At 72.5% G+C, this 22264-nt stretch carries 19 protein-coding genes; 10 read left to right on the top strand and 9 right to left on the bottom strand.

What is annotated here, in order from left to right; translation table 11 throughout:
* Nucleotides 1–58: 58 nt before the first annotated feature.
* Both ACN9MM_RS08905 and hmgA read right to left on the bottom strand, forming a co-directional pair.
* Complete coding sequence (locus ACN9MM_RS08905; RefSeq protein ID WP_426363113.1) at nt 59–808, bottom strand: GntR family transcriptional regulator; 750 nt, start codon at nt 806–808, stop codon at nt 59–61.
* A 40-nt stretch (nt 809–848) separates the two neighbouring features.
* A complete protein-coding gene (hmgA, locus tag ACN9MM_RS08900) occupies nt 849–2162 on the bottom strand; it encodes a homogentisate 1,2-dioxygenase (RefSeq protein WP_426363112.1) in 1314 nt (437 codons plus the stop codon).
* Nucleotides 2163–2349: 187 nt separating this feature from the next.
* Between hmgA and ACN9MM_RS08895 the strand changes: the two genes are divergently transcribed.
* From ACN9MM_RS08895 to ACN9MM_RS08850, 10 genes are all read left to right on the top strand, one after another.
* The gene (locus ACN9MM_RS08895; RefSeq protein ID WP_426363111.1) at nt 2350–4437 is read left to right on the top strand and encodes a right-handed parallel beta-helix repeat-containing protein; all 2088 of its coding nucleotides are present in this window, start codon (nt 2350–2352) and stop codon (nt 4435–4437) included.
* The gene (locus tag ACN9MM_RS08890) at nt 4434–5426 is read left to right on the top strand and encodes a hypothetical protein (protein WP_426363110.1); all 993 of its coding nucleotides are present in this window, start codon (nt 4434–4436) and stop codon (nt 5424–5426) included. Before ACN9MM_RS08895 ends, ACN9MM_RS08890 begins: the two co-directional genes overlap by 4 nt.
* The gene (locus tag ACN9MM_RS08885) at nt 5423–6718 is read left to right on the top strand and encodes a hypothetical protein (RefSeq protein WP_426363109.1); all 1296 of its coding nucleotides are present in this window, start codon (nt 5423–5425) and stop codon (nt 6716–6718) included. The genes ACN9MM_RS08890 and ACN9MM_RS08885 overlap by 4 nt, the downstream gene beginning before the upstream one ends.
* 74 nt (nt 6719–6792) lie before the next feature.
* Nucleotides 6793–7455, top strand: coding sequence for a TetR family transcriptional regulator (locus ACN9MM_RS08880; protein WP_426363108.1), 663 nt, complete (start codon nt 6793–6795; stop codon nt 7453–7455).
* Between the two features lie 75 nt (nt 7456–7530).
* Nucleotides 7531–9729: a molybdopterin-dependent oxidoreductase gene (locus ACN9MM_RS08875; protein WP_426363107.1), complete on the top strand. Its 2199-nt coding sequence runs from the start codon at nt 7531–7533 to the stop codon at nt 9727–9729.
* A 156-nt stretch (nt 9730–9885) separates the two neighbouring features.
* Entirely contained in the window at nt 9886–11352 is a 1467-nt protein-coding gene (locus tag ACN9MM_RS08870) for a CitMHS family transporter (protein WP_426363106.1), read from the top strand.
* Between the two features lie 177 nt (nt 11353–11529).
* Complete coding sequence (locus ACN9MM_RS08865) at nt 11530–12231, top strand: hypothetical protein (protein ID WP_426363105.1); 702 nt, start codon at nt 11530–11532, stop codon at nt 12229–12231.
* Complete coding sequence (locus tag ACN9MM_RS08860) at nt 12218–12970, top strand: class F sortase (protein WP_426363104.1); 753 nt, start codon at nt 12218–12220, stop codon at nt 12968–12970. Before ACN9MM_RS08865 ends, ACN9MM_RS08860 begins: the two co-directional genes overlap by 14 nt.
* Nucleotides 12971–13389: 419 nt before the next feature.
* On the top strand, nt 13390–14781 hold the full coding sequence (locus tag ACN9MM_RS08855) for an aldehyde dehydrogenase family protein (protein WP_426363103.1): 1392 nt from the start codon (nt 13390–13392) through the stop codon (nt 14779–14781).
* Nucleotides 14782–14806: 25 nt separating this feature from the next.
* Complete coding sequence (locus ACN9MM_RS08850) at nt 14807–15886, top strand: Zn-dependent alcohol dehydrogenase (protein WP_426363102.1); 1080 nt, start codon at nt 14807–14809, stop codon at nt 15884–15886.
* A 72-nt stretch (nt 15887–15958) separates the two neighbouring features.
* On the opposite strand, the gene ACN9MM_RS08845 is transcribed toward ACN9MM_RS08850, so the two are convergent.
* The 7 genes from ACN9MM_RS08845 to ACN9MM_RS08815 are packed head-to-tail and all read right to left on the bottom strand — an operon-like array spanning nt 15959 to nt 22100.
* Nucleotides 15959–16879 carry a PDR/VanB family oxidoreductase gene (locus tag ACN9MM_RS08845; protein WP_426363101.1) on the bottom strand — a complete coding sequence of 307 codons (921 nt, stop codon included), beginning with the start codon at nt 16877–16879 and terminating at the stop codon, nt 15959–15961.
* Nucleotides 16880–16883: 4 nt separating this feature from the next.
* A complete protein-coding gene (locus tag ACN9MM_RS08840; RefSeq protein ID WP_426363100.1) occupies nt 16884–18335 on the bottom strand; it encodes a purine-cytosine permease family protein in 1452 nt (483 codons plus the stop codon).
* Complete coding sequence (locus ACN9MM_RS08835; protein ID WP_426363099.1) at nt 18332–18679, bottom strand: Rieske (2Fe-2S) protein; 348 nt, start codon at nt 18677–18679, stop codon at nt 18332–18334. Before ACN9MM_RS08835 ends, ACN9MM_RS08840 begins: the two co-directional genes overlap by 4 nt.
* Nucleotides 18676–19557 (bottom strand): iron-containing redox enzyme family protein, encoded by an 882-nt coding sequence (locus ACN9MM_RS08830; protein ID WP_426363098.1) that lies wholly within the window; start codon nt 19555–19557, stop codon nt 18676–18678. Before ACN9MM_RS08830 ends, ACN9MM_RS08835 begins: the two co-directional genes overlap by 4 nt.
* A complete protein-coding gene (locus ACN9MM_RS08825) occupies nt 19554–20360 on the bottom strand; it encodes a dihydrodipicolinate synthase family protein (protein WP_426363097.1) in 807 nt (268 codons plus the stop codon). The genes ACN9MM_RS08830 and ACN9MM_RS08825 overlap by 4 nt, the downstream gene beginning before the upstream one ends.
* A 26-nt stretch (nt 20361–20386) precedes the next feature.
* Nucleotides 20387–20932, bottom strand: a complete 546-nt coding sequence (locus ACN9MM_RS08820; RefSeq protein ID WP_426363096.1) for a DUF6190 family protein — start codon at nt 20930–20932, stop codon at nt 20387–20389.
* Entirely contained in the window at nt 20922–22100 is a 1179-nt protein-coding gene (locus ACN9MM_RS08815; RefSeq protein WP_426363095.1) for an aminotransferase class I/II-fold pyridoxal phosphate-dependent enzyme, read from the bottom strand. Before ACN9MM_RS08815 ends, ACN9MM_RS08820 begins: the two co-directional genes overlap by 11 nt.
* Nucleotides 22101–22264: the final 164 nt, after the last annotated feature.

The raw sequence follows: 22264 nt of genomic DNA, 5'->3' as shown, positions 1-22264 counted from the left end.
CGGGTCCGGCAGTCACGCCAGCCGCAGGCATCGGTGTGCCCCGGCCGTCGGTCCTCGGTCAGTGCGCCTCGACCGTCACCGTGAAGGAGAAGCGGTCGCCGCGGTAGCGGATGCGGGCCACGTCGACGACCCTGCCGTCCTCGTCGTACGTGACGCCGGTGTAGTGCAGGATCGGGGAGAGCAGCGGGACCTGGAGCAGCCCCGCCGTCTCAGGGTCCGCGAGGCGGGCCTCGACCGTGTCCGTGATGCGGCTGATCCGCACCCCGACCACGTCCCGCAGCACCTTCGTCATCGGCCAGCGCTCCAGGTCGGCCGGGTCGATCGCGGCGGCGAGCTCGGGCCGCACCGCGTTCTCCGCCCAGTTCGTCGGCTCGCCGCTCTCCCCGTCGCTGCGCAGCCGCCGGTACGCCACGACCTCCGGCACGTCCGGGAAGTACTCCGTCAGCTCCCCGGGCACCGGCTCCGTGCCGTGCCCGAGGACCGTCGTCCGCTCGCCCGACTGCTGGGCCACGATCGCGTCGATCGAGCCGAGCAGCCGGCGCGGGGTGGACCGCCGCGCGCCCGGCTCGATGAAGGTGCCGCGCCGCCGGTGCCGGCTGATCAGGCCCTCCTCCTCCAGTTCCTTGAGGGCCTGGCGCATGGTCAGCACGCTCACGCCGTAGTGGGCCGCGAGCTGCTCCTCGGTGGGCAGCCGCAGCGAGGCGTCGGGCGTGCGGCCCAGTATCGAGGCGCGCAGCGACTGCGAGACCTGATACCAGAGCGGCAGCTTGCGGTTCAGGACCAGCGAGTCGGGAGCGAAGGCGGTCACGGGTTCTCCGTACGAAGGCTACGGGCTTACGGCCGAGACATTACGGCCGGAAGTGGCGCTCCAGACCTTGCCATACGTCGTCGTATCCCTTCTGCAGATGGTCGGCGCCCGCGGCCTGCGGGGTCGCGGTCACCGGCCAGCGGGTCTCGAACATGAAGGCAAGGCCGTCGTCGATCTTCTGTGGCTTCAGCTCGGCGGCGCTCGCCCGGTCGAAGGTCTCCCGGTCGGGGCCGTGCGCGGACATCATGTTGTGCAGGGAGCCGCCGCCCGGTACGAAGCCCTCCGCCTTGGCGTCGTAGGCGCCCTCGATGAGGCCCATGTACTCGCTCATCACGTTCCGGTGGAAGTACGGCGGGCGGAAGGTGTCCTCGCCGACCAGCCAGCGCGGCGCGAACACCACGAAGTCGACGCCCGCGAGCCCGGGAGTGTCGGAGGGCGAGGTGAGGACCGTGAAGATCGACGGGTCGGGGTGGTCGTACGAGATCGTCCCGATGACGTTGAAGCGGCGCAGGTCGTAGACGTACGGGGTGTGGTTGCCGTGCCAGGCGACGACGTCCAGCGGCGAGTGGCCGTACGTCGCCGACCAGAGGTTGCCGCAGTACTTGTTGACCACCTCGACCGGTCCCTCGACGTCCTCGTAGGCGGCGACCGGGGCGCGGAAGTCACGGGCGTTGGCGAGGCCGTTGGCGCCGATCGGGCCGAGGTCCGGCAGCTGGAACGGCGCGCCGTAGTTCTCGCAGACGTAACCGCGGGCCGTCTCGTCCAGGAGGTCGACGCGGAAGCGGACGCCGCGCGGGATCAGCGCCACCTCGCCCGGGTGGGCGGCGAGCAGGCCCAGCTCGGTGTGGAGGAGGAGGCCGCCGCGCTCCGGGACGATCAGGAGCTCGCCGTCGGCGTCGCCGAAGACCCGCTCCATGGACGCGTTGGCGTGATAAAGGTGCACGGCCATGCCGGTGCGCTGCGTCGCGTCGCCGTTGCCGCCGAGGGTCCACAGGCCGGCCAGCCAGTCGGTGCCGGGCGCGGGCTCGGGCAGCGGGTTCCAGCGGAGCCGGTTGGGGTCGGGCACGGTCTCCGTGAAGGGGGCGCCCGCGAGCGCGCCGTTGTCGATCCGGGCGAACGGCGGGTGCGCGGCCGAGGGGCGGATCCGGTAGAGCCAGGAGCGGCGGTTGTGGGACCGCGGCTCGGTGAAGGCGCTGCCGCTGAGCTGCTCGGCGTAGAGGCCGAGGGGCGCGCGCTGCGGCGAGTTGCGGCCGTCCGGCAGTGCGCCGGGGACCGCCTCCGAGCTGTGCTCGTTGCCGAAACCGGTGCTGTAGGTGAGCGCCTCGGCCGTCTTCCTGGCCTGCTCCGTGGTCATCGCCCGCTCCTGTCCTGAGGCCCTGCTCCGGGGCCCTGTCCTGAGGCTCGTCCTGACTCCGCAAGGAATCCTATGGATGACCGTAGGATTCCGCGCGGCCTACGTCAACGGGGCATCGGCGGCCGTGCCCGGATTGATGCCCGCACGAGGGGTTCAAAAAGATGAACATTGCTCTACTCTCACGCGCATGTCGTGGACCCGAAGGTTCGTCTCCGTGCTCTCGGTCGTGCTCGTGGCGCTCGCCGCGGCCCTCTTCACCGCTCCTGGCGCCCAGGCCCACGAGGAGCGGCCCGTCACCCTCCCCGACGGATCCGGCAGCGTGCCGGAACTCCGCACCGGTGAACCCGACCTCCTCGTCTGCAAGACCGACCGCGCCGACTTCGAGCGCCGGATCTCCGGCTTCCCGGCCGGCCTCAAGGCCCGCAACCTCGCCCTCTTCGAACGCTGCGCCCGCGGCGGCTACCGCCACCTCCAGCAGGCCGTCGACGCCGTCGCACGGCCCGGCCTCACCATCGGGATCCTCCCCGGCCTCTACGAGGAGGAGCCCTCCCTGCCGCCGCCCACCGGCGCCTGCGCCACGCTCAAGGCCCCCAAGTCCGCGCTCGGCTACCAGATCCTCAGCTACGCGCAGCAGCTCCAGTGCCCGCACAACCAGAACCTGGTCGCGATCCTCGGCAAGAAGAACCTCCAGATCGAGGGCACCGGCGCCTCCCGCCTCGACGTCGTCGTCGACGCCAAGTACCAGAAGCTCAACGCGATCCGCGCCGACGGATCCGACGGCGTCTACTTCCGCAACTTCACCGCCCAGCGCACCACGTTCAACTCCCTGTACGTGCTCGCCGCCGACGGCTTCGTCATCGACGACGTCCTCACCCGCTGGAACGACGAGTACGGCTTCCTGACCTTCGCCTCCGACCACGGCCTCTACAAGAACTGCGAGTCCTACGGGAACGGCGACTCCGGCATCTACCCCGGCTCGGCCTCGAACATCAACGACGGCCACGGCTACGACGTCCCCCGCTACTCCATCGAGATCACCGGCTGCCGCAGCCACCACAACATGGTCGGCTACTCCGGCACCGCCGGGGACTCCGTCTGGGTCCACGACAACGAGTTCGACCACAACATGGGCGGCGCCTCCATGGACTCCGCCTTCCCCGGCCACCCCGGACTGCCGCAGAACCACGCCCGCTTCGAACGCAACGTCATCCACGACAACAACCAGAACTACTACCCCCACGTCGCCGACGGCACCTGCGCCAAGCCGCCCGTCGACCGCGGCTACGAACAGGGCGTCGTCTGCCCCCAGATCTCCATGCCGCCCGGCACCGGCATCATCACCGCCGGCGGCAACTGGAACCTCTACGAGGACAACTGGGTCTACGGCCACCAGCGCGCCGCCTTCTTCCTCAGCGCCGTCCCCGCCTTCATCCGCGGCGAGTCCGCCTGGGGCAAGCAGACCGACACCTCCCACCACAACCGCTACGCCGGCAACCGCCTCGGCGTCGACAAGGCCGGCAACGCCCGCCCCAACCGCACCGAAGTCTGGTGGGACGGCCAGGGCGACGGCAACTGCTGGCAGGCCGACGCCGGAGCCGCGACCCCCGGCGCCCCGCCCGCCTGCGGAGCCCGCCGCGGTGAGGTCTCCGGCAACACCGACCGCCTCGTCGGCGAACCCGTCAAACTCGCCCAGCTCCTCGTCTGCGCCGACTACAACGTCCAGGCCCGCCGCCTCCCGGCCGGCTGCGACTGGTACGGCGCCCGCGGCCTCCAGCGCGTCGAGACCCAGCTCGCCCTGGCAAGCGCCCTCGTCCTCGCGCTCGTGGGCGGCGCCCTCTGGTGGCGCCGACTGCGCGGCAACCGCCTCGCCGGCGCGGCCACCCTCATCGGCCTCGTCGGCCTGGCCCTCGACGTCGCCGGCTCGACCCTCGCCCTCACCCCGACCCCCCTCCCCGCCGTCGCACTGCTCCTCACGGGCGTGTGGTGGACCCTCGTCGGCCTCGCCCTGCGCCCCACCCGCCCCGTCCTCGCCTGGACCACGGTGGCCCTAGGCGCCCTCACCCTGCTCGACGCCTTCGACAAGGCGGTCCTCATGGTCCCCGGCATCCCCGTCAGCCCCGCCTGGCTCCGCCTCCTGCTCGGCGTCGTCTGGGTCCTGTGGGCAGTGATCGCAGCCGGCACCCGCACCACCCCCGAACCCCCGACGGAACCCCCGGCCACCCACCCGGAAGCGGAAGCGGAAGAGGAAGAGGAAGAGGAAGAGGCGACGGCATGACCCCCCGACCCGCCCCGGCCCCCGACGCCACCACGCCCGGCGTCACGGAGCCTGACTCCGCCGCCCCCGGCTCCACCACGCACCGCGCCAACGCCCCCGCGCCGGGCCCCGGCCTCTCCGCCCCTGCGGTCGCCGCCCGCCGCGTCCCCGCGCCGGGCCCCGGTCCCGGTCCCGCCCTCGTGCCCGCGCGCGCCGCCGCCCCCCTGGTCGCCGCCGTGACCGTCGCCGCGTTGCTCCTCACCGGCTGCGGCGGCCGGGCCACCACCCACCACAAGCCCGGCACCAGCCACCAGGAGGCCACCGGCAGCAGTGGCACCCTGCTGCCGGCCCGGGACGAGGGCGGACACCGGCTCCGTGAACTCCCCGCGGCGGACGCGCCCACCGTCAGGGCCGAGGCCCGCCCCGACTCCGAGGGCGGCTGGAACGTCCACCTCACGGTGGAGAGGTTCCGCTTCACCCCCGAGAGCACTGGCGGCGCGGCGCTCCCGGGCCGGGGCCATGCCCGCCTCCTCGTCGACGGCCGGGAGGCCGCCCGCCTCTACGGCCCCTGGGGATACGTACCGCCCGGCGCCCACACCCTGACCGTCCGCCTCCACGCGGACGACCACACCGTCTGGGCCGTCGCCGGCGCCCCCGTCCAGGCCACGGTCCGCCTCGACGGCGCCCCCTCCGCCTCCCCTTCCGCCTCCACCCCGTCGCCGTCGAGCAGCGCCCCGCCCGCCGACCCCGGGCGGACCGTCACCCTCACCATCACCGGAACGACCGTCCAGCCACCTCCCTCCCGCATCGAGCTGAAGAAGGGCGAGCGGCTCACCCTCCGTGTCACCAGCGACCGCGCCGACACCCTTCACGTGCACGGCTACGACCGTGAACTGCCCCTCTCTCCCGGCGCGCCCGCGACCCTCACCCTCACCGCGGACCGGACGGGCCTCTTCGAGGTCGAGACGCACGAGTCCGGACTCGTGCTGACCCAACTCGTCGTCCGATGAGCCCCGTCCCCGTACCCGCCGGGTCCCTCGGGCTCCCGCTCGCCCACGGCGTGGGCTCCCGGCACGACCTCCCCCTCTCCCCCTTCTACGCCTACGCCGGAGCCTTCACCGCCCTCCTCGTCTCCTTCCTCGCCCTCGGACTGCTCTGGTCCTCCTCCCGCTTCCGCGGCGACCTCTCCGGCCGCCCGCTCCCCGCCGTCGTCCAGCGGGTGGCCGACGCCCCTGCCACCCGTACCGCCCTCCGCCTCCTCGGCGCCGCCGCCGCACTCGTCTTCCTGCTCCACCTCCTCCTCGGCCCCGACGACCCGGACCGCAACCCCGCGCCGGGCGCCCTCTACGTCCTCCTCTGGGTCGGACTCGTCCCCGCCTCCCTCCTCCTCGGCCCCGCCTGGCGCCTCCTCAACCCCCTGCGCGCCCTGCACGCCCTCCGTCCGCCACGGAACCCGCGCCCCCTGCCGGCCGCGCTCGGCATCCGGCCCGCCGCCGCCGGACTCCTCCTCTTCACCTGGCTGGAGCTCGTCGCCCCCGACAACGCCTCCACCACCACCCTCCTCATCGCCCTCGCCGTCCACACCGCCGTCCAACTCATCGGCGCCGCCCGCCACGGCGATCGATGGTTCGCCCGCGCCGACCCCTTCGAGGTCTACTCCTCCCTTCTCGCCCGGCTCTCACCGCTCGGCCGCCGGGCCGACGGCCGTCTGGTCCTGCGCTCCCCCTTCCACGGCCTCGACTCCACCCCTCAGACCCCCGGTCTCGTCGCCACCGTCTGCGTCCTCCTCGGCTCCACCGCCTACGACGGCCTCTCCGACAACCCCCGCTGGATCACCACCCTCCAGACCTCCGCCCTCGGCCCCGTCCCCACCGCCACGCTCGGCCTCCTCGCCACCGTCGCCCTCGCCGCCGCCTGTTATGGCCTCTGCGCCGGCGCCCTGCGCCTGATGAACCCCGCCCTCACCACTCCGCTCACCTCCTTCGCCCACTCGCTCCTGCCCATCGCCCTCGGCTACCTCACGGCCCACTACTTCTCACTTCTCGTGACCGAAGGGCCACGTACAGTCATCATGGCAGCGGGCACTGACAACGCCCCCTCGCCCGCTCCACTGTTGGGCCCCGGGGGCCTCGCCACGCTCCAGGTCGCCGCGATCGTCACCGGTCACGTCCTCGGTGTCGTCGCCGCGCACGACCGGTCCTTGCGCCTCTTCCCGCCCGCCCGCGCCGTCGCCGGCCAACTGCCGCTGTTCGTGCTGATGATCGCGTACACCCTCGGCGGCATCGGCCTGCTCATCGCCTGAGCGACCGCCCCGTCCGGCGACCGCCCCGTCCGGCGCCCACGGGCCGATCGCCTCATCCCGACCGGAGCGGCATCATGGACCCCGTGCCTCAGACCCGCCCCCGAACCCAGCCGGCGCTGCGCCGCGCCCCCGTGCAGCAGCGGAGCGCCGAACGCCTGGCCCGGATCCTCGACGCCTGCGCCGTACTCCTCGACGAGACCGGGTACGAGCAGTTGAGCACCCGCGCCGTCGCCGCCCGAGCCGGCGTCCCCATCGGCTCCGTCTACCGCTTCTTCGGCAACAAGCGGGCGATGGTCGCCGCCCTCGCCCACCGCAACCTCGACCGGTACGCCGAGCGGGTCTCGGACCGCCTCGCCGACGCGCCGATCCTCGACGCGCACGGCGCCATCGACAGCGTCCTCGACGAGTTCATCGAGATGAAGCGGACCGTCCCGGGATTCGCGCTCGTCGACTTCGGCGTGCCCGCCGCCGCACCCGGGGAGGCCGCGGCGGACGCCCCCGGCGAGGCCGCCGCCGAAGACCCCAACCGGCTCGTCGTCGAACGGATCTGCGCGCTCCTCGCCACCCACTTGGGCCGCTCCGCCGACGAGGACCTGCACCGGAAGGTCCTCGTCGGGGTCGAGACCGCCGACGCCCTGGTCCGGCTCGCCTTCCGCGCAGACCCCGCCGGGGACCCGGCGCTCGTCGCCGAGACGCGGTGTCTGCTCCACGCGTACCTGGCGCCCTCGCTCTCGTGACCTCGCGCAGGCCCCTCCCGCCCGTGCCTACCGGTCGGTAGGCTCGGCGTCACCCGACGCACCCAGGGAGACGCCATGTCCACCGCCCTGCGCATATGCCCCCTCTGTGAAGCGACCTGCGGACTGACCCTGACGCTCGACGGGAGCCGCGTCACCGGGGCGCGCGGCGACCGCGACGACGTCTTCAGCCGGGGGTTCATCTGCCCCAAGGGGGCCTCCTTCCCTGCGATCGACGCCGACCCCGACCGGCTCCGGACCCCCATGGTCCGCAAGGACGGCAGACTCCAGGAGGTCACCTGGGCCGAGGCGTTCGACACGATCGCCGCCCGAATCCGTCCGATCGTCGAGGAATACGGGCCGGACTCGGTGGGTATCGTCCTGGGCAACCCCAATGCGCACACCGTCGCCGGCGCCCTCTACCCGCCCCTGCTGATCGGCGCGTTGCGCACCCGGAACCTCTTCACCGCCTCCACGCTCGACCAGATGCCCAAGCACGTCTCCAGCGGACTGCTCTTCGGGGACCCCTTCGCCGTCCCCGTGCCGGACCTGGACCGCACCGACCACCTGCTGATCCTCGGAGCCAACCCGCTCGACTCCAACGGCAGCCTGTGCACCGCCCCCGACTTCCCAGGCAGGCTCAAGGCGCTGCGCCGGCGCGGCGGCACCCTCACCGTCGTCGACCCCCGGCGCACCCGCACCGCCCGCCTCGCCGACCGGCACGTCGCCATCCGCCCCGGCGCCGACGCGCTGCTCCTCGCCGCCCTCGTCCACACCCTCTTCGACGAGGAACTCACCGACCCCGGCCCGCTCGCCGCCCATGTGGAGGGCGTCGAGGAGGTACGGGCAGCGGTGCGGGAGTTCAGCCCCGAGGCGGTCGCCGCCGCCTGCGACGTGGACGCGGACACCATCCGCGCCCTCGCCCGGGAGCTCGCCGCCGCGCCCACCGCCGCCGTCTACGGGCGGATGGGCAGCTCCACCGTGGCGTACGGCAGCCTCGCCAACTGGTTCGTCGACGTCCTCAACGTCCTCACCGGCAACCTCGACCGGCCCGGCGGCGCGCTCTTCCCGCTCTCCGCCACCGCGCCCGCCCCGCGCCCCGCGGGACCCGGCAGGGGCTTCACCCTCGGCCGCCGCCACAGCAGGGTCTCGCACCACCCCGAGGTCAAGGGCGAACTGCCCCTCGTCGCCCTCGCCGAGGAGATCGAGACGCCGGGGGAGGGGCGCATCCGCGCGGTGATCACCGTCGCCGCCAACCCCGTCCTCTCCGCGCCCGACGGGGAGCGCCTCGACGCGGCCCTCGACTCCCTCGATCTGATGGTCGCCATCGACCCGTACCTCAACGAGACCACCCGCCACGCCGACGTCCTGCTGCCCCCGCCGCCGCCCTCCCGGACCGCCCACTTCGACTTCGCCTTCAACTCCTTCGCGGTCCGCGACCAGGCCCGGTACACGCCTGCGGCCGTCCCCCTCGAAGCGGACCGCATGGACGAGTGCGAGATCCACGCCCGGCTGATCCTCGCCGTGTCCGGGATGCACGGCGCCCCGCCCTCCGCCGTCGACGACCTGGCCATCGGCACCACGCTCGCCAAGGCCGTGACGCAGGAGCACTCGCCGGCGTACGGGGCGGATCCCGAGGAGTTCGCCGCCCGGCTCACCGGGGCCACCGGAGCCGAGCGGCGACTCGACCTGATGCTGAGGCTCGGCCCGTACGGCCTCACTCTCGACGAGCTGAAGGCACACCCGCACGGCATCGACCTCGGGCCGCTGAAGTCGCGCCTGCCGGCGCTGCTCAAGACCCGCAGCGGACGGATCGAGCTGTTCCCGGCGCCCCTCGCCGCCGACCTGCCCCGGCTGCGGGCCGCCCTCGACGCCGTACCGGAGCCGGGGACCCTCCAGCTCGTCGGGCGCAGGCACCTGCGCTCGAACAACAGCTGGCTGCACAACACGCCGACGCTGGGCGGAGGTTCGAACCGCTGCACCCTCCAGGTGCATCCCCGGGACGCGGAGCGGCTCCGGCTCACCGACGGCGGGGTGGCCAGGGTGAAGGGTGAGGGCGGTGAGCTGGAGGTGCCGGTGGAGGTCACCGACGGCGTACGGCCGGGCGTCGTCAGCCTGCCGCACGGCTGGGGGCACGACCGGCCGGGCACCCGGCTCGCCGTCGCGTCCGTGCGCCCCGGCGTCAACGTCAACCAGCTGCTCGACGGGTCCCGGATCGACCCCCTCTCCGGCACCGCCGTCCTGAACGGCTTCCCCGTCGAGGTGTCGCCCCTGTAGCCCGCCCCGCCCGCCCCGCCCGCCACCCCTGCCGTGACCTGGGGTTTTGCTCGTATTGCTCACGCGTCAACATCTTGTTAACGGCGGAAGAGGACACCTACCGTCATCCGGACCGCCGCTCGGCGGCAGTTCAAGGGTGAACGTGAGGTGTCCTCCATGCTGACCGTCCTCGGCTTCGCCATGATCGCGACCTTCCTGGTCCTGATCATGCTGAAAAAGATGTCGCCGATCGCGGCGCTCGTTTTGATCCCCGCGCTGTTCTGCGTCGCGGTCGGGCAGGGGGCCCAGCTCGGCGACTACGTCATCGAAGGGGTCGGCAAGCTGGCGCCGACGGCCGCGATGCTGATGTTCGCGATCGTCTACTTCGGCGTCATGATCGACGTCGGTCTCTTCGACCCGATCGTCCGGGGCATCCTGCGCTTCTGCAAGGCGGACCCCGTGCGGGTCGTCGTGGGTACGGCGGTGCTCGCCGCGATCGTCTCCCTGGACGGCGACGGCTCCACCACCTTCATGATCACCGTCTCGGCGATGTATCCGCTCTACAAGCGGCTCGGGATGAGCCTGGTGGTCATGACCGGCGTCGCCGCCACCGCCAACGGCGTCATGAACACCCTGCCCTGGGGCGGCCCCACCGCCCGCGCGGCGACCGCGCTGAAGCTGGACGCCGGTGACATCTTCGTGCCGATGATCCCCGCACTCGGTGTGGGCCTGCTCTTCGTCTTCGTCCTGGCGTACGTGCTCGGGCGCCGCGAGCGCAAGCGCATCGGCTACCTGACCCTCGACGAGGCCCTGGTCCCGGAGGCCGACGCGGTGCTGGTCACGGCGGGCGGCGGCGCCGACGAGACCGGCAAGGGCAAGGGCAAGGGCAAGGGCAACGGCGAGGGCAAGGGCAAGGGTGCGGGCGGGGTCGGTACGGCGCCGGGTGCCGAGGGTGACGCCGCCGGGGCGGTGGCCGGTACGGGCGAGGGCGAGGACGACGGCTTCCAGGGGCTCGACCCGAACCGCGCGACGCTGCGGCCCAGGCTGTACTGGTTCAACGCGGCCCTGACGGTCGCGCTGCTCGCCGCGATGATCCTCGAACTGCTGCCGATCCCGGTGCTGTTCCTCCTCGGCGCCGCCCTCGCGCTCACCGTCAACTACCCGAAGATGGCCGAGCAGAAGGAGCGCATCGCCGCCCACGCGGACAACGTCCTCAACGTCGCCGGCATGGTCTTCGCCGCCGCCGTCTTCACCGGCGTCCTCACCGGCACGGGCATGGTCAAGCACATGGCCGACTGGCTCGTCGGCGCCATCCCCGAGGGCATGGGCCCGCACATGGCCCTGGTTACCGGTGTGCTGAGCCTCCCGCTCACGTACTTCATGTCGAACGACGGCTTCTACTTCGGTGTCCTGCCGGTCCTCGCGGAGGCCGGTGCGGCCCACGGCGTGTCTCCCCTGGAGATCGCCCGGGCCTCGCTGGTCGGCCAGGCCCTGCACATGTCGAGCCCGCTGGTGCCCGCGGTGTACGTGCTCGTCGGCATGGCGAAGGTGGAGTTCGGCGACCACACCCGGTTCACGGTGAAGTGGGCGGCGCTGACGTCGCTGGTCGTGCTGGCGGCCGGGATCCTCTTCGGAATCATCTGACCCGGGCGGGTCCGGTCCGGTGCAGTCCCTGGTGGCGTGCGGTGGCGGGGAGTGCGCCGGACGGGTGGAAGTCGGAGGGTGGTGCGGCCGGGTCGCCACCCTCCGTGTCCATGTCGTGACAGATAGTCGGATTATCGCAGTACTGCCCGACGTGTTCACGACTGGAGGAATTCCCCCATGGCGACACCCCCCACCCGCACCCTGCTCCGCGCGACGCTCGCCTCCCTGGCGCTCGGCGCCGTGACGCTCGCGGGTGCCCCGCAGGCCTTCGCAGCGCCGGGCGACAACGGCGACGTCAAGGTCCACCGGCAGGGCACCCCCGACACCGACCAGACCAACCAGCCCCAGGTCGGATGCATCTTCCGCTTCGCCGCCTTCAACTTCGACGGTCTGCAGAGCATCCAGTGGAACATCTACGCGCAGCCGGGCCAGCCAGGAAACCAGGACCCCTCGTTGAAGAACGGCAGCATCGCCGTCGACAGCAACGGTGACGGTCACACGGACGACATCACCGGCCTGCCGACCGGCATGTACAAGGTCGAGTGGACGTGGGTGGGCCAGAACGGCGCGGCGAAGTCGAAGGTCTTCCGCGTCGACTGCCCGCCGGACAACGGCAACGGTGGCAACGGCAACGGCGGGAACGGAAACGGCGGGAACGGGAACGGCGGCAACGGCAACGGCGGCTACACCGGCGGCGGTCACGGCCACGGCAAGCCCCCGCACGGCGCGGTCGGTGCAGGCGGCGGCGGCAGCGCGCAGATCGCCGCCGAGGACTCCTCCGCCTTCGGCGTCGGGGCGGCCGTCGCCGCCGGCCTCGCCGGTACGGCCGGACTGGTCCTGATCCGCCGCTCCCGCCGCCGCGGCAATGGCGCCGCGTAGGTCCCGCCTCACGCGCAGGCAGCGGCGCCTGCTCCGGCTCACCAGGACCGTGGCGCTGACCACGGTCCTGGTGACCGGGGGCTTCTGGTGGGCCGGCGGCGGGGAGCCGGACGCCCCGCCGCTCGCCGCGGCCCCGGCGGCCTCCGGCACGGCCACCCAGGGCCGGGCCGGAACGGCGGCCGGAGCGCACACCGCCGTGGACCACAAGGCGAAGACCAGGGCGCTGCCCAAGGCCACGCCCGCACCACGGCCCGCGCCCGCGCCCGCGCCGCTGTCCCGTTCCCGCCCGGTCACCGTCGCCGTCCCGGCCATCACCATCGAGGCCCCCGTGATCGAGCTCGGCCTCGACGCCACCGGGCGGCTCGGCACCCCGCCCGTCGACAACCCCCGGGTCGTCGGCTGGTACGCCAAGGGGCCCACCCCCGGCGAGCGGGGGACCGCCGTCGTGGTCGGGCACCGGGACACCCGCACCGGGCCCGCCGTCTTCCTCAACCTCAACTCGCTCAGCGCCGGCAACACCGTCCGGGTCGCCCGCGCCGACGGCAAGGTCGCCGTCTTCACGGTCGACCGCGTCCGGACGTACGCGAAGGACGACTTCCCCGACAAGGAGGTGTACGGGGACACCGGGCGGCCCGAACTGCGTCTGCTCACCTGCGGTGGGACCTTCGACCGCGGCAAGGGCTACGAGGCGAACATCGTCGTCTTCGCCCACCTCACCGAGATCGCCCAGAAGATCTGACCGGACCAGAAGAACCCGCGCCCCGGCCGACGGATCCAGCCGCTCCGTCGACCGGGGCGCGTCATGCGTTCCGGCGCGTCATGCGTTCCGGCCTGCGGTGCGTTCCGGCGTGTCATGCCTTCCGCCTGAAATGCCCTCCGGCCCGTCCTGTCTTCCAGTCCGTCCTGTCTTCCAGTCCGTCATGCGTTCCGTCTCGGCCGGGGCAAGGGGGGTTCCGCCAGTTCCGGCGGCGTACGCCTGTGCCGGTCCGACGTGGACATTCCGCGGCCCGGGGCGGCACGATCGAGCGGCGCGCCCCGGCTGTTCCCCGGGCCCCGGCCCCGGGTGAGACCGGGGGCACTCCGGCAGACCCTGGCGCCGAAAAACTAACAGCGCTAGTTTGGGTCGGACGAGGAACCGGCAACGTGAGGAGACAGCGGATGAAGGCCCACGACGCGATGTACATCGGCGGGGAGTGGCGCCCGGCCTCCTCCACGGACACCATCCCGGTGCTGAACCCGGCGGACGAGCAGGTCATCGGGCACGTCCCGGCGGGCACCGCCGAGGACGTCGACGCCGCCGTGCGTGCCGCCCGCGCCGCGCTCCCCGGCTGGGCCGCCACCCCGCCCGCCGAGCGTGCGGCACGGATCGCCGCCCTCCGCGACGCGCTCGCCGCGCGCGCGGAGGAGATCGCCGCCACCGTCACCGCCGAACTCGGCGCCCCGCCGCAGCTCGCGGCCGCCGTCCACGCCGGACTCCCGATCGCCGTCGCCGGCACCTACGCCGAACTCGCCGCCACCCACCCCTTCGAGGAGAAGGTCGGCAACTCCACCGTCTACGCCGAACCGGTCGGCGTCGTCGCCGCGATCACCCCCTGGAACTACCCGCTCCACCAGATCGTCGCCAAGGTCGCCCCCGCTCTCGCCGCCGGCTGCACCACCGTCCTCAAGCCCGCCGAGGACACCCCGCTCACCGCGCAGCTCTTCGCCGAGGCCGTGCACGAGGCCGGCCTGCCCGCCGGCGTCTTCAACCTGGTCACCGGTCTCGGCCCGGTCGCCGGGCAGGCGCTCGCCGAGCACGCCGGCGTGGACCTCGTCTCCTTCACCGGCTCCACCGCCGTCGGCCGCCGCATCGGCGCCCTCGCGGGCGGCGCCGTCAAGCGGGTCGCCCTCGAACTCGGCGGCAAGTCCGCCAACGTGATCCTGCCGAGCGCCGACCTCCCCAAGGCCGTCGCCGTCGGCATCGCCAACGTCATGTCCAACTCCGGCCAGACGTGCAGCGCCTGGACCCGAATGCTGATCCCCGCCGACCGGTACGAGGAGGCCGTGGCGCTCGCCGCCGAGGCCGTCGCCAAGTACGTCCCCGGGGAGCGCGTCGGCCCCCTCGTCAACGCCAAGCAGCAGCAGCGCGTGCGCGGCTACATCGAGAAGGGCGTCGAGGAGGGCGCCCGGCTCGTCGCCGGCGGCCCCGAGGCCCCGCGAGAGACCGGCTACTACGTCTCCCCGACCGTCTTCGCCGACGTCACCCCCGAGATGACCATCGCGCAGGAGGAGATCTTCGGCCCGGTGGTCTCGCTCCTGCGGTACGAGGACGAGGAGGAGGCCCTCGCCATCGCCAACGGCACCGTGTACGGGCTCGGCGGCGCCGTCTGGGGCGACCAGGACGAGGCCGTCGCCTTCGCCCGCCGCATGGACACCGGCCAGGTCGACATCAACGGCGGCCGGTTCAACCCGCTGGCCCCCTTCGGCGGGTACAAGCAGTCCGGCGTCGGCCGGGAGCTCGGCGCGCACGGACTCGCCGAGTACCTCACGACCAAGTCCCTGCAGTTCTAGGAACCCAGGAATCGAGGAGAGACGCGTGATCCGCGCCGCCGTCCTGCCCGCCGTCGGCTCTCCGCTGGAGATCACCGGCATAGAACTGCCCGAACCCGGACCCGGCCAGGTCCGGGTCCGGCTCGCCGCCGCAGGGGTCTGCCACTCGGACCTCTCGCTCTCCGACGGCACCATGCGCGTCCCGGTCCCCGCCGTCCTCGGACACGAGGGCGCGGGCACCGTCGTCTCCGTCGGCGAGGGGGTCACTCATGTCGCTCCCGGTGACGGCGTCGTCCTCAACTGGGCGCCGTCCTGCGGCAGCTGCCACCCCTGCTCGCTCGGCGAGGTCTGGCTCTGCGCGAACGCCTTGACGGGCGCGGCGAACATCCACGCCCGCACCGAGGACGGCACCGAGCTCCACCCGGGGCTCAACGTCGCGGCCTTCGCCGAGGAGACGGTCGTCGCCGCGAACTGCGCCCTGCCCGTCCCCGACGGCGTGCCGCTCGCCGACGCGGCCCTCCTCGGCTGCGCCGTCCTCACCGGCTGGGGCGCGGTCCACCACTCCGCCCGGGTCCGGGAGGGCGAGACCGTCGCCGTCTTCGGCGTCGGCGGGGTCGGTCTCGCCACCCTCCAGGCCGCCCGGATCGCGGGCGCCTCGACGATCGTCGCCGTGGACGTGTCCCCGGAGAAGGAGGCGCTCGCGAGGGCTGCCGGGGCCACCGAGTACGTCGTCGCCTCCGAGACCACCGCCAAGGACATCCGGAGGCTGACCGGGGGCCAGGGCGTCGACGTGGCCGTCGAGTGCGTCGGCCGAGCGGTCACCATCCGGACCGCCTGGGAGTCCACCCGCCGCGGCGGGCGCACCACCGTCGTCGGCATCGGCGGCAAGGACCAGCAGGTCACGTTCAACGCCCTGGAACTCTTCCACTGGGGCCGCACCCTGGCCGGCTGCGTCTACGGCAACTCGAACCCGGCCGTGGACCTGCCGGTCATCGCCGGACACATCAGGGCCGGCCGGTTCGACCTCGGCGCCCTCGTCACCGAGCGGATCACCCTGGACGGCATCCCGGGCGCCTTCGAGAACATGCGCGCGGGCAAGGGCGGCCGCGCCCTCGTCGTCTTCTGACCCCCGGCACGCGGAAGCCCGTACCGGGGGGGGTCCGGTACGGGCTTCCGTGGTCCGACCCGCGGGAGCGGGTCAGAGATCGAGGACGAGCCGGTCGCCGCGCGAGCGGCCCACGCAGATCATCATCGTCGTCCCCGACGCCTTCTCGTCCTCGCCGAGGACGGTGTCGTGGTGCTCGGGCGTCCCGGAGATCACCTTCGTCTCACAGGTGCCGCACCAGCCCTCCTCGCAGGAGTACGCCACACCCGGCACCACCTCGCGCACGGTGTCGAGCAGGGTCCGACCGGGCTCCACGCGCAGAGTCCGCCCGGTCCGCCGCAGCTCCACCTCGAAACCGCCCTCGCCAAAGGTCCGTTCCGCCGGCCCCGCACCGAACCGCTCCATGTGCAGCGGCCCCGCCCAGCGGTCCTCCACCGCCCGCAGCAGCCCCTCCGGGCCGCAGCAGTACACGGCCGTCCCGGCGGGCTGCCCGGCCAGGACGGCGTCCAGGTCGGGCAGCCCCGCCGTGTCCTGCGGGACGAGCGTGACCCCGGGCAGTGCGGAGAGCTCCTCGCGGTACGCCATGGAGGCGAGGCTCCGGCCGCCGTACAGCAGCGACCACGACCCCGGCGGCAGGGAGCGGATCATCGGCAGCAGCGGGGTGATGCCGATGCCGCCCGCGACGAACAGGTACCGCTCGGCGGGCACGAGCGGGAACCGGTTGAACGGACCCCGCACGTCCAGGACCGTTCCCTCCCCGACGGAGGTGTGGACCTCCTCGGAGCCGCCCCGGCCGCCGGGCTCGCGCAGCACCCCGAGCCGGTACGTGGTCCGGTCCGCGGGATCGCCGCAGAGCGAGTAGTGCCGGACCGCCCCGGACGGCAGCGTCACCTCCAGGTGCGCGCCGGGCTCCCAGGGCGCGAGCGCGGCGCCCGTGGGGTCGCCGAGCAGCAGCCCGCGGACCCCCTCGGCCTCCCGGACGACGGAGCGGACCGTGAGCCGGACCGTGGTCATGGCATCACCTCGCCGTCCCGGACGGCGGGAGCAGCGGCTCCGGCCACACCCGGCACAGCGCCCCGTACACGACGGCGGCGACCACGAACGAGGCCGGCAGGCTCAGGTCCACCCCGCCGGTGAGGCCGGTCAGCGGACCCGTGTAGAGCGGGTTGTTCACCCACAGCACGCCCACGACGGAGCCCGCCGCGAAGGCCGCGGCGGCCCTCGCGTTGACCCCGCCCGTGTACCAGTACCGGCCGCCGCCGCCCGTGGTGAACGCGCGCAGCGCCTCCGCGTCGTAGCGGCCCCGGTGGAGCACGTACCCGACGGAGAGCACGGCCGCCCACGGGGCCACGACGGTGAGCAGCAGCGTCACGAACGCCGACATCGCGTCCATGGCGTCGTACACCACCGCCCCGAGGTACAGCACGGCCGCAGCGAGCAGCGCGACCACCGTGGTCACGGCGGCCCGCGAGGAGCGCCAGAACACCGAGTTGGCGGAGAGCCCGGCCGCGTACAGACACAGACCGGCCTGCGGCAGGGTGCCCGCGAAGCCGAAGACGACCACCGCCACCGCGAACCAGCCCGGCACGGCGTCCGTCAGGCCCTGCAGCCACGGCTCGTCGGGCACGGGGAAGAGCGTCGTCACGTACGCGCCGGTGAGCAGGGCGGCGAGACTGCTGAGGAACATCGAGATCCCGCTCGCCCGCACGACCCGGCCCGTGGGGGTGCCGGCCGGCATGTAGCGGGTGTAGTCGCCCTGGAACGTGGCGTACGAGAGGGGCACGGTCGCCGACGCGGTCGCCGCGAGCAGCCAGGTCTGCAGGGTGCTGTCCAGCGCCAGGCTCCCGCCGGCGTACCCCGCGTCGAACTTCGGCGCGAGCACGAGCGCGGTGCCGAGGAGGACCGCCCCGCCGGTGACCGCCGTGATCCGGTACGTGCGGACCAGCGTCTCGTGGCCGCGCACGGCGACCAGCGCGACCGCCGCCGCCGTCACGAACATCGCCACGGTCAGCGCGCCCGGGCCGGTCGGTGTGGAGAGCAGCCGGTGCCCCGCGACCATCACGGCCGTGCCGCCCGTCCACACCGCGATCGCGAAGAAGCCGAGCGCCGTCACCACCGTGATGACGTTGCCGACGACGCGGCCCCGCACCCCGAAGTGCGCCCCGCTCGACACCGGGTCGTTGGTGCCGGTGCGGACGCCGAAGCGGGCGAGCGGCGCGAGCAGCGCCGTCCCGACGGCGACGCCCACCGCGATCGCGGTGGCCGAGGCCCACCAGCCGAGACCGAAGACCACGGGCAGCGCGCCGAGCACCACGGTGCCGAACGAGAACTGCGCGGAGGGCCAGATCCAGCCGAAGTCGCCCGGCGTCGAGGTGCGCTCCGACTCGGGCACCGGCGCGATGCCGTCGTGGTCGACCGCCGCACGGGGCGGCGTCACGGTGGACGCCGCCCCGGTCGGTGTGGTGGTCATGAGGCGCCTCCGGAGAGGCCCTTGGCAAGCTCTTCGGCGAGGCTCTCGGAGAGGTCCCCGGACCGGTCCTGGCCGGGCAGCACGTCGACCACCCGGAGGGCGGCGCAGGCCGCCCCCGAGGTGCGCTCGCCGCTGGTCAGGTCGAAGGTCGTGTGGTGCAGGGGGCAGGTGATGCGCAGCCTGTCCCCGTCGACCCTGCCGTACTTCAGCCGGCCCCCGCGGTGGGGGCAGAGGGCGGCGGCGAGGACCTTGCGGCCGCCGACCTCGACCAGGACCAGGTCCTCGGTCACCTGGCGGACGACGGGCTCGCCGGAGCCCCGCCGCCCGGCGGGCACGGCCGTCATGCGACGCTCTCCCGCGCCCGCGCGATCGCCGTCTCGGTGGCCTCGCCGACGATGTCGGAGGCCAGCCGCACACCCGCCCAGATCTTCGCGAAGTCCGGCTCGTCGAGCGCGCGGATCGCGGTGCGCATGTGGTTGGAGTGGTACGAGTCGATGTACAGGTGCTCGGTGTAGTAGGCGTCGTGGACGATCCCGAGCCGCCGCGCCGCGCGGGCGAAGCTCTGGAAGGCGTACAGGACGCTGGTCTCGAAGTAGGCGTACGCCCCCAGGAAGTACTGCGGGGACGACGCCCGGCTCGCCAGCCAGTGGAACATGTTGACGTACGCGTAGCACTCGGGCGTCGTCTCGTCGAGGTAGTCGTCGAGCTCCAGGCTCATGCCGAGTTCGGTGAGCAGGTCCCGGTAGAGCTGGGAGTGCGCCTTCTCCTCGTTGCCGCAGCCCAGTTCGTCGATGAGGACGCGGAAGACCGCCATCGCCGAGCGGTACGGCAGCCGGGGGACGACCGGGAGCAGCGACTCGGACTCGGTGAGCCCGTCGAGCGCGAACTGCCGCACGATCACCTTGAACTGTTCGAGCGTCGCGTGCTCGGCGAGGAAGGTCGCGCTCTCCGGGAGCGCGGCCTCCTCCTCGGCGAGGAACTCCTTGAGCGCCTGGAGCAGTTCGCCGGCCGAGCCGAACCGGGGCGCGGAGGCCTCGTAGGCCCGCGCCTTCGGCAGGATCCACCGCTCCTCGATCGAGGTCATCGAGCCGTAGTCGCCGAGGTTGGGCACCCGCCGGTAGAGGGTGTGGAGTTCGCGGTGGGCGGTCGCGGGCGGGGTCGCGAACGAGTGCGCGGCCACCGGGACGGAGGAGGCGGTGGGGGAGGCGGGGGTGGTGCTCATGCCGCCTCGACCTCCTCGTGCGTGGTGGGGGAGGAGATCACGCCGCGCTCGTGCAGTTCCTTCTTGACCCAGCGGTACCAGTCGTCCTTGAAGACGCCGTACTTCTCGCAGACGGTGTTGATCTCCGCCTGGCGGTCCGGGGTCGGGTCGACCAGCATCGCGTTGCACAGGCCGGGTTCGAGGTTGGCCAGCGGGCCGATGAAGCCCTGGATGCCGCGGGCGTCGACGAGGAGGTTCTCCCAGCCCTCGAAGACCGGGATGCCGGTGCCGGCCTCGGCCATCCTGCGGGTGAAGGCGGCGTCGCCGCTCGACTCCTTGATGCCGACGATCCCGGGGATCTCCTTGCAGATCCGGATCAGGGTCTCGAACTCGATGCGGTTGCCCGACAGCGCCTCCTCGTTGTAGAGGAAGATCGGGATGTCGAGGGCCGCGCGGATCGCCCGGTAGTGCTCGACGATCTGGTCCTGCGTCACGTCGGCGCCGAAGGGCGTGGTGACGACGACGGCGTCGGCGCCGATCTCGGCGGCCGTGCGGGCCCGGTCGACCACCGAGGCCGTGTCGGGGAGCTGGATCCCGGCCAGCACGGGGAGTCCGTCGGCGTGCTTGACGGTGTACGTGACGACGTCCTGCCACTGCCGGGCGTCGAGCTTCCAGCCCTCGCCGGAGGTCAGCGCCGGCATGAGGCCGGTGACCTCGGTCCGGATGTGGTCCAGGAGCCGGACGACGCTCTGCTCGTCGACGGTGCCGTGCTCGTCGAGAGGGGTGATCAGGGGGACGACGGTCCCGGAGTAGGAGTCAGGCATGAGTGGGGTGCCCTTCGCGATGTGTTTCAGAGGGAGTCGGAGTCGACCTTCAGCACCAGCGAGCGCCGGTAGAGGTCCTCCAGGTACGCGGGGAACGAGGGCTCCGCGCCGGTGCCGATCGGCACGACGGGCAGGCCGTCGGCCGCCTTCAGCAGCCGGGGGCTCGCGGTGTGCAGCACGCCCTCCCGGCCGATGACCTGGGCGAGCAGCAGGCGTTCGTGCGTGGGCAGTCCTTCGAGCGCGGGGGTGGTGAAGGCCCGCCGGACGTCGTCCTCGTCGTACGGGACCCGGTCGATGGCCAGGTCGGTGTGGAGGACGTCCATGAACGGGTAGTAGTCGTCCTGCACGCCGCGCTCGTAACCCCAGACGAGGTCGTCGCAGCGGCCGACCTGCTCCCAGTTCATGACGACCCGGCCGGCGTCCCCGGCGGCGAGCCGGGCGGCGAAGAAGGACTTGGCGGCGACGCGGACGGTCTCGTCCTCGCTGTGCATGCCCATGAAGAGCGTGGCGTCGATGAACACCGTGGGGGCGTGCTCGGTCGCCTCGGTCGCGGGGGTGGCGTCAGCCGGCATAGCGCTCGAGCACCTTCCGCATCCGCTCCATCGCGCCGGCGAACACCTCGGGCTCGCGGGCCAGGGCCAGGCGGACGAAGCGCTCGCCCTTCTCCTTGGTGTTCCAGTAGAAGAAGGTGCCGGGCAGGACGTACACCTCCTCGTCGAAGAGGACGGCCTGCAGCTGGGTGGCGGTCAGGTCCTCGGCGGTGATGCGGAACCAGGCGACGCTGGTGCCGACGACCGGCTCCTGGAACTCCAGGATGGTGCCGGCGAGGGCGGCGCGGGCGGCGTCGCCGTTGGTCTTGATGATGTCGCGGACGGAGGCGAAGCCGTCGGTGATGGAGTCCTCGACGTACTGGGTGACCATGTTGAGGACGAAGGGCGACACGTTCAGGAGGACGCTGGTGTGGAGGTTGTAGACCTCCTCCTGGATGTTCCGGCTGGCGGTGATCATGGCGCACTTGGCGTCCTGGATCGGCCAGGTCTTGCCGGTGTCCTCCATCACCATGTAGGTGACGCCGGACTCCTCCAGGAGCTTGTAGATGTCGACCCGGCCGATGCCCTCGTCACAGAGCGCGAAGGAGGCGAAGCAGAAGTCCATCACCAGGACCTTGTCGTGGTCCACGCAGTAGCGCACGACCTCGGCGAAGCCCTCCAGCTTCTCGGCGAGCAGGGTGAAGCCGGTCGGGTTGTTCGGGTCGACCAGGTAGATCGCGTCGGCGTCGATCGACTCGACCAGGCGGTCGTAGATGGCGTCCTTGTCGTGCAGCACGGACTCGTCGACCGGTCCGAGCGGCACCTGCATGTTGCGCAGCAGGTCGACCAGGTTGTCGAAGCAGGGCTCCACCAGCTGCACGGACATCCCGCGCTGCTTCAGGAACATGCCGGCCACCATCGTGGAGACGCTGGCGGAGTACGACAGGAGCGTGCGGTCCATGGCCCGGGCGGTGGGCTGCTGGTGCAGACGGAAGAACGCGTCGATGAACTGGCGCTCGAAGTGGGCCTGCTGCTTGGACTCGGACTCGTGCCAGAGCTCGGGGAGCCGGCTGACGATCCGCTCCTGCGAGGCGGACTGACGCTGGTGCGTGTGCGCGTCGGCCAGGTTGAACCGGGTCTTCAGAGCCTCGATCTCGTGCTGGGTGAGGTCGACGAAAGTGCTGACGTCTGCCTTGTCGGTCAACGACATGAAGAACTCCCGCTGTCGATACGAATCTCCGTCCGGAATTCCGGCGGCGTGAATGACTGTAGGAGCTTCGAGCGGCCTTGCGAATAACGGCCGGGTCACGCAATTAATAATCACCGCGATGTTCTGCGGGAGAAAAAAAGGAACGACGGCCAGGCATTCCTCGA

Source organism: Streptomyces sp. E-08 (assembly GCF_049913095.1).
In the GTDB taxonomy this organism is placed as follows: domain Bacteria; phylum Actinomycetota; class Actinomycetes; order Streptomycetales; family Streptomycetaceae; genus Streptomyces.
The sequence above is the reverse complement of the archived record's forward strand: the minus strand, read 5'-3'. Positions and strand labels throughout refer to the sequence as shown.

Coding starts and splice junctions, on each gene's coding strand:
- ACN9MM_RS08880 (WP_426363108.1), top strand. CDS start 6,793: ATGGACCCCGTGCCTCAGACCCGCCCCCGAACCCAGCCGGCGCTGCGC.
- ACN9MM_RS08855 (WP_426363103.1), top strand. CDS start 13,390: ATGAAGGCCCACGACGCGATGTACATCGGCGGGGAGTGGCGCCCGGCC.
- ACN9MM_RS08840 (WP_426363100.1), bottom strand. CDS start 18,335: ATGACCACCACACCGACCGGGGCGGCGTCCACCGTGACGCCGCCCCGT.
- ACN9MM_RS08820 (WP_426363096.1), bottom strand. CDS start 20,932: ATGCCGGCTGACGCCACCCCCGCGACCGAGGCGACCGAGCACGCCCCC.
- ACN9MM_RS08825 (WP_426363097.1), bottom strand. CDS start 20,360: ATGCCTGACTCCTACTCCGGGACCGTCGTCCCCCTGATCACCCCTCTC.
- ACN9MM_RS08885 (WP_426363109.1), top strand. CDS start 5,423: ATGAGCCCCGTCCCCGTACCCGCCGGGTCCCTCGGGCTCCCGCTCGCC.
- ACN9MM_RS08895 (WP_426363111.1), top strand. CDS start 2,350: ATGTCGTGGACCCGAAGGTTCGTCTCCGTGCTCTCGGTCGTGCTCGTG.
- ACN9MM_RS08865 (WP_426363105.1), top strand. CDS start 11,530: ATGGCGACACCCCCCACCCGCACCCTGCTCCGCGCGACGCTCGCCTCC.
- ACN9MM_RS08890 (WP_426363110.1), top strand. CDS start 4,434: ATGACCCCCCGACCCGCCCCGGCCCCCGACGCCACCACGCCCGGCGTC.
- ACN9MM_RS08815 (WP_426363095.1), bottom strand. CDS start 22,100: ATGTCGTTGACCGACAAGGCAGACGTCAGCACTTTCGTCGACCTCACC.
- ACN9MM_RS08870 (WP_426363106.1), top strand. CDS start 9,886: ATGCTGACCGTCCTCGGCTTCGCCATGATCGCGACCTTCCTGGTCCTG.
- ACN9MM_RS08845 (WP_426363101.1), bottom strand. CDS start 16,879: ATGACCACGGTCCGGCTCACGGTCCGCTCCGTCGTCCGGGAGGCCGAG.
- ACN9MM_RS08830 (WP_426363098.1), bottom strand. CDS start 19,557: ATGAGCACCACCCCCGCCTCCCCCACCGCCTCCTCCGTCCCGGTGGCC.
- ACN9MM_RS08875 (WP_426363107.1), top strand. CDS start 7,531: ATGTCCACCGCCCTGCGCATATGCCCCCTCTGTGAAGCGACCTGCGGA.
- hmgA (WP_426363112.1), bottom strand. CDS start 2,162: ATGACCACGGAGCAGGCCAGGAAGACGGCCGAGGCGCTCACCTACAGC.
- ACN9MM_RS08835 (WP_426363099.1), bottom strand. CDS start 18,679: ATGACGGCCGTGCCCGCCGGGCGGCGGGGCTCCGGCGAGCCCGTCGTC.
- ACN9MM_RS08860 (WP_426363104.1), top strand. CDS start 12,218: ATGGCGCCGCGTAGGTCCCGCCTCACGCGCAGGCAGCGGCGCCTGCTC.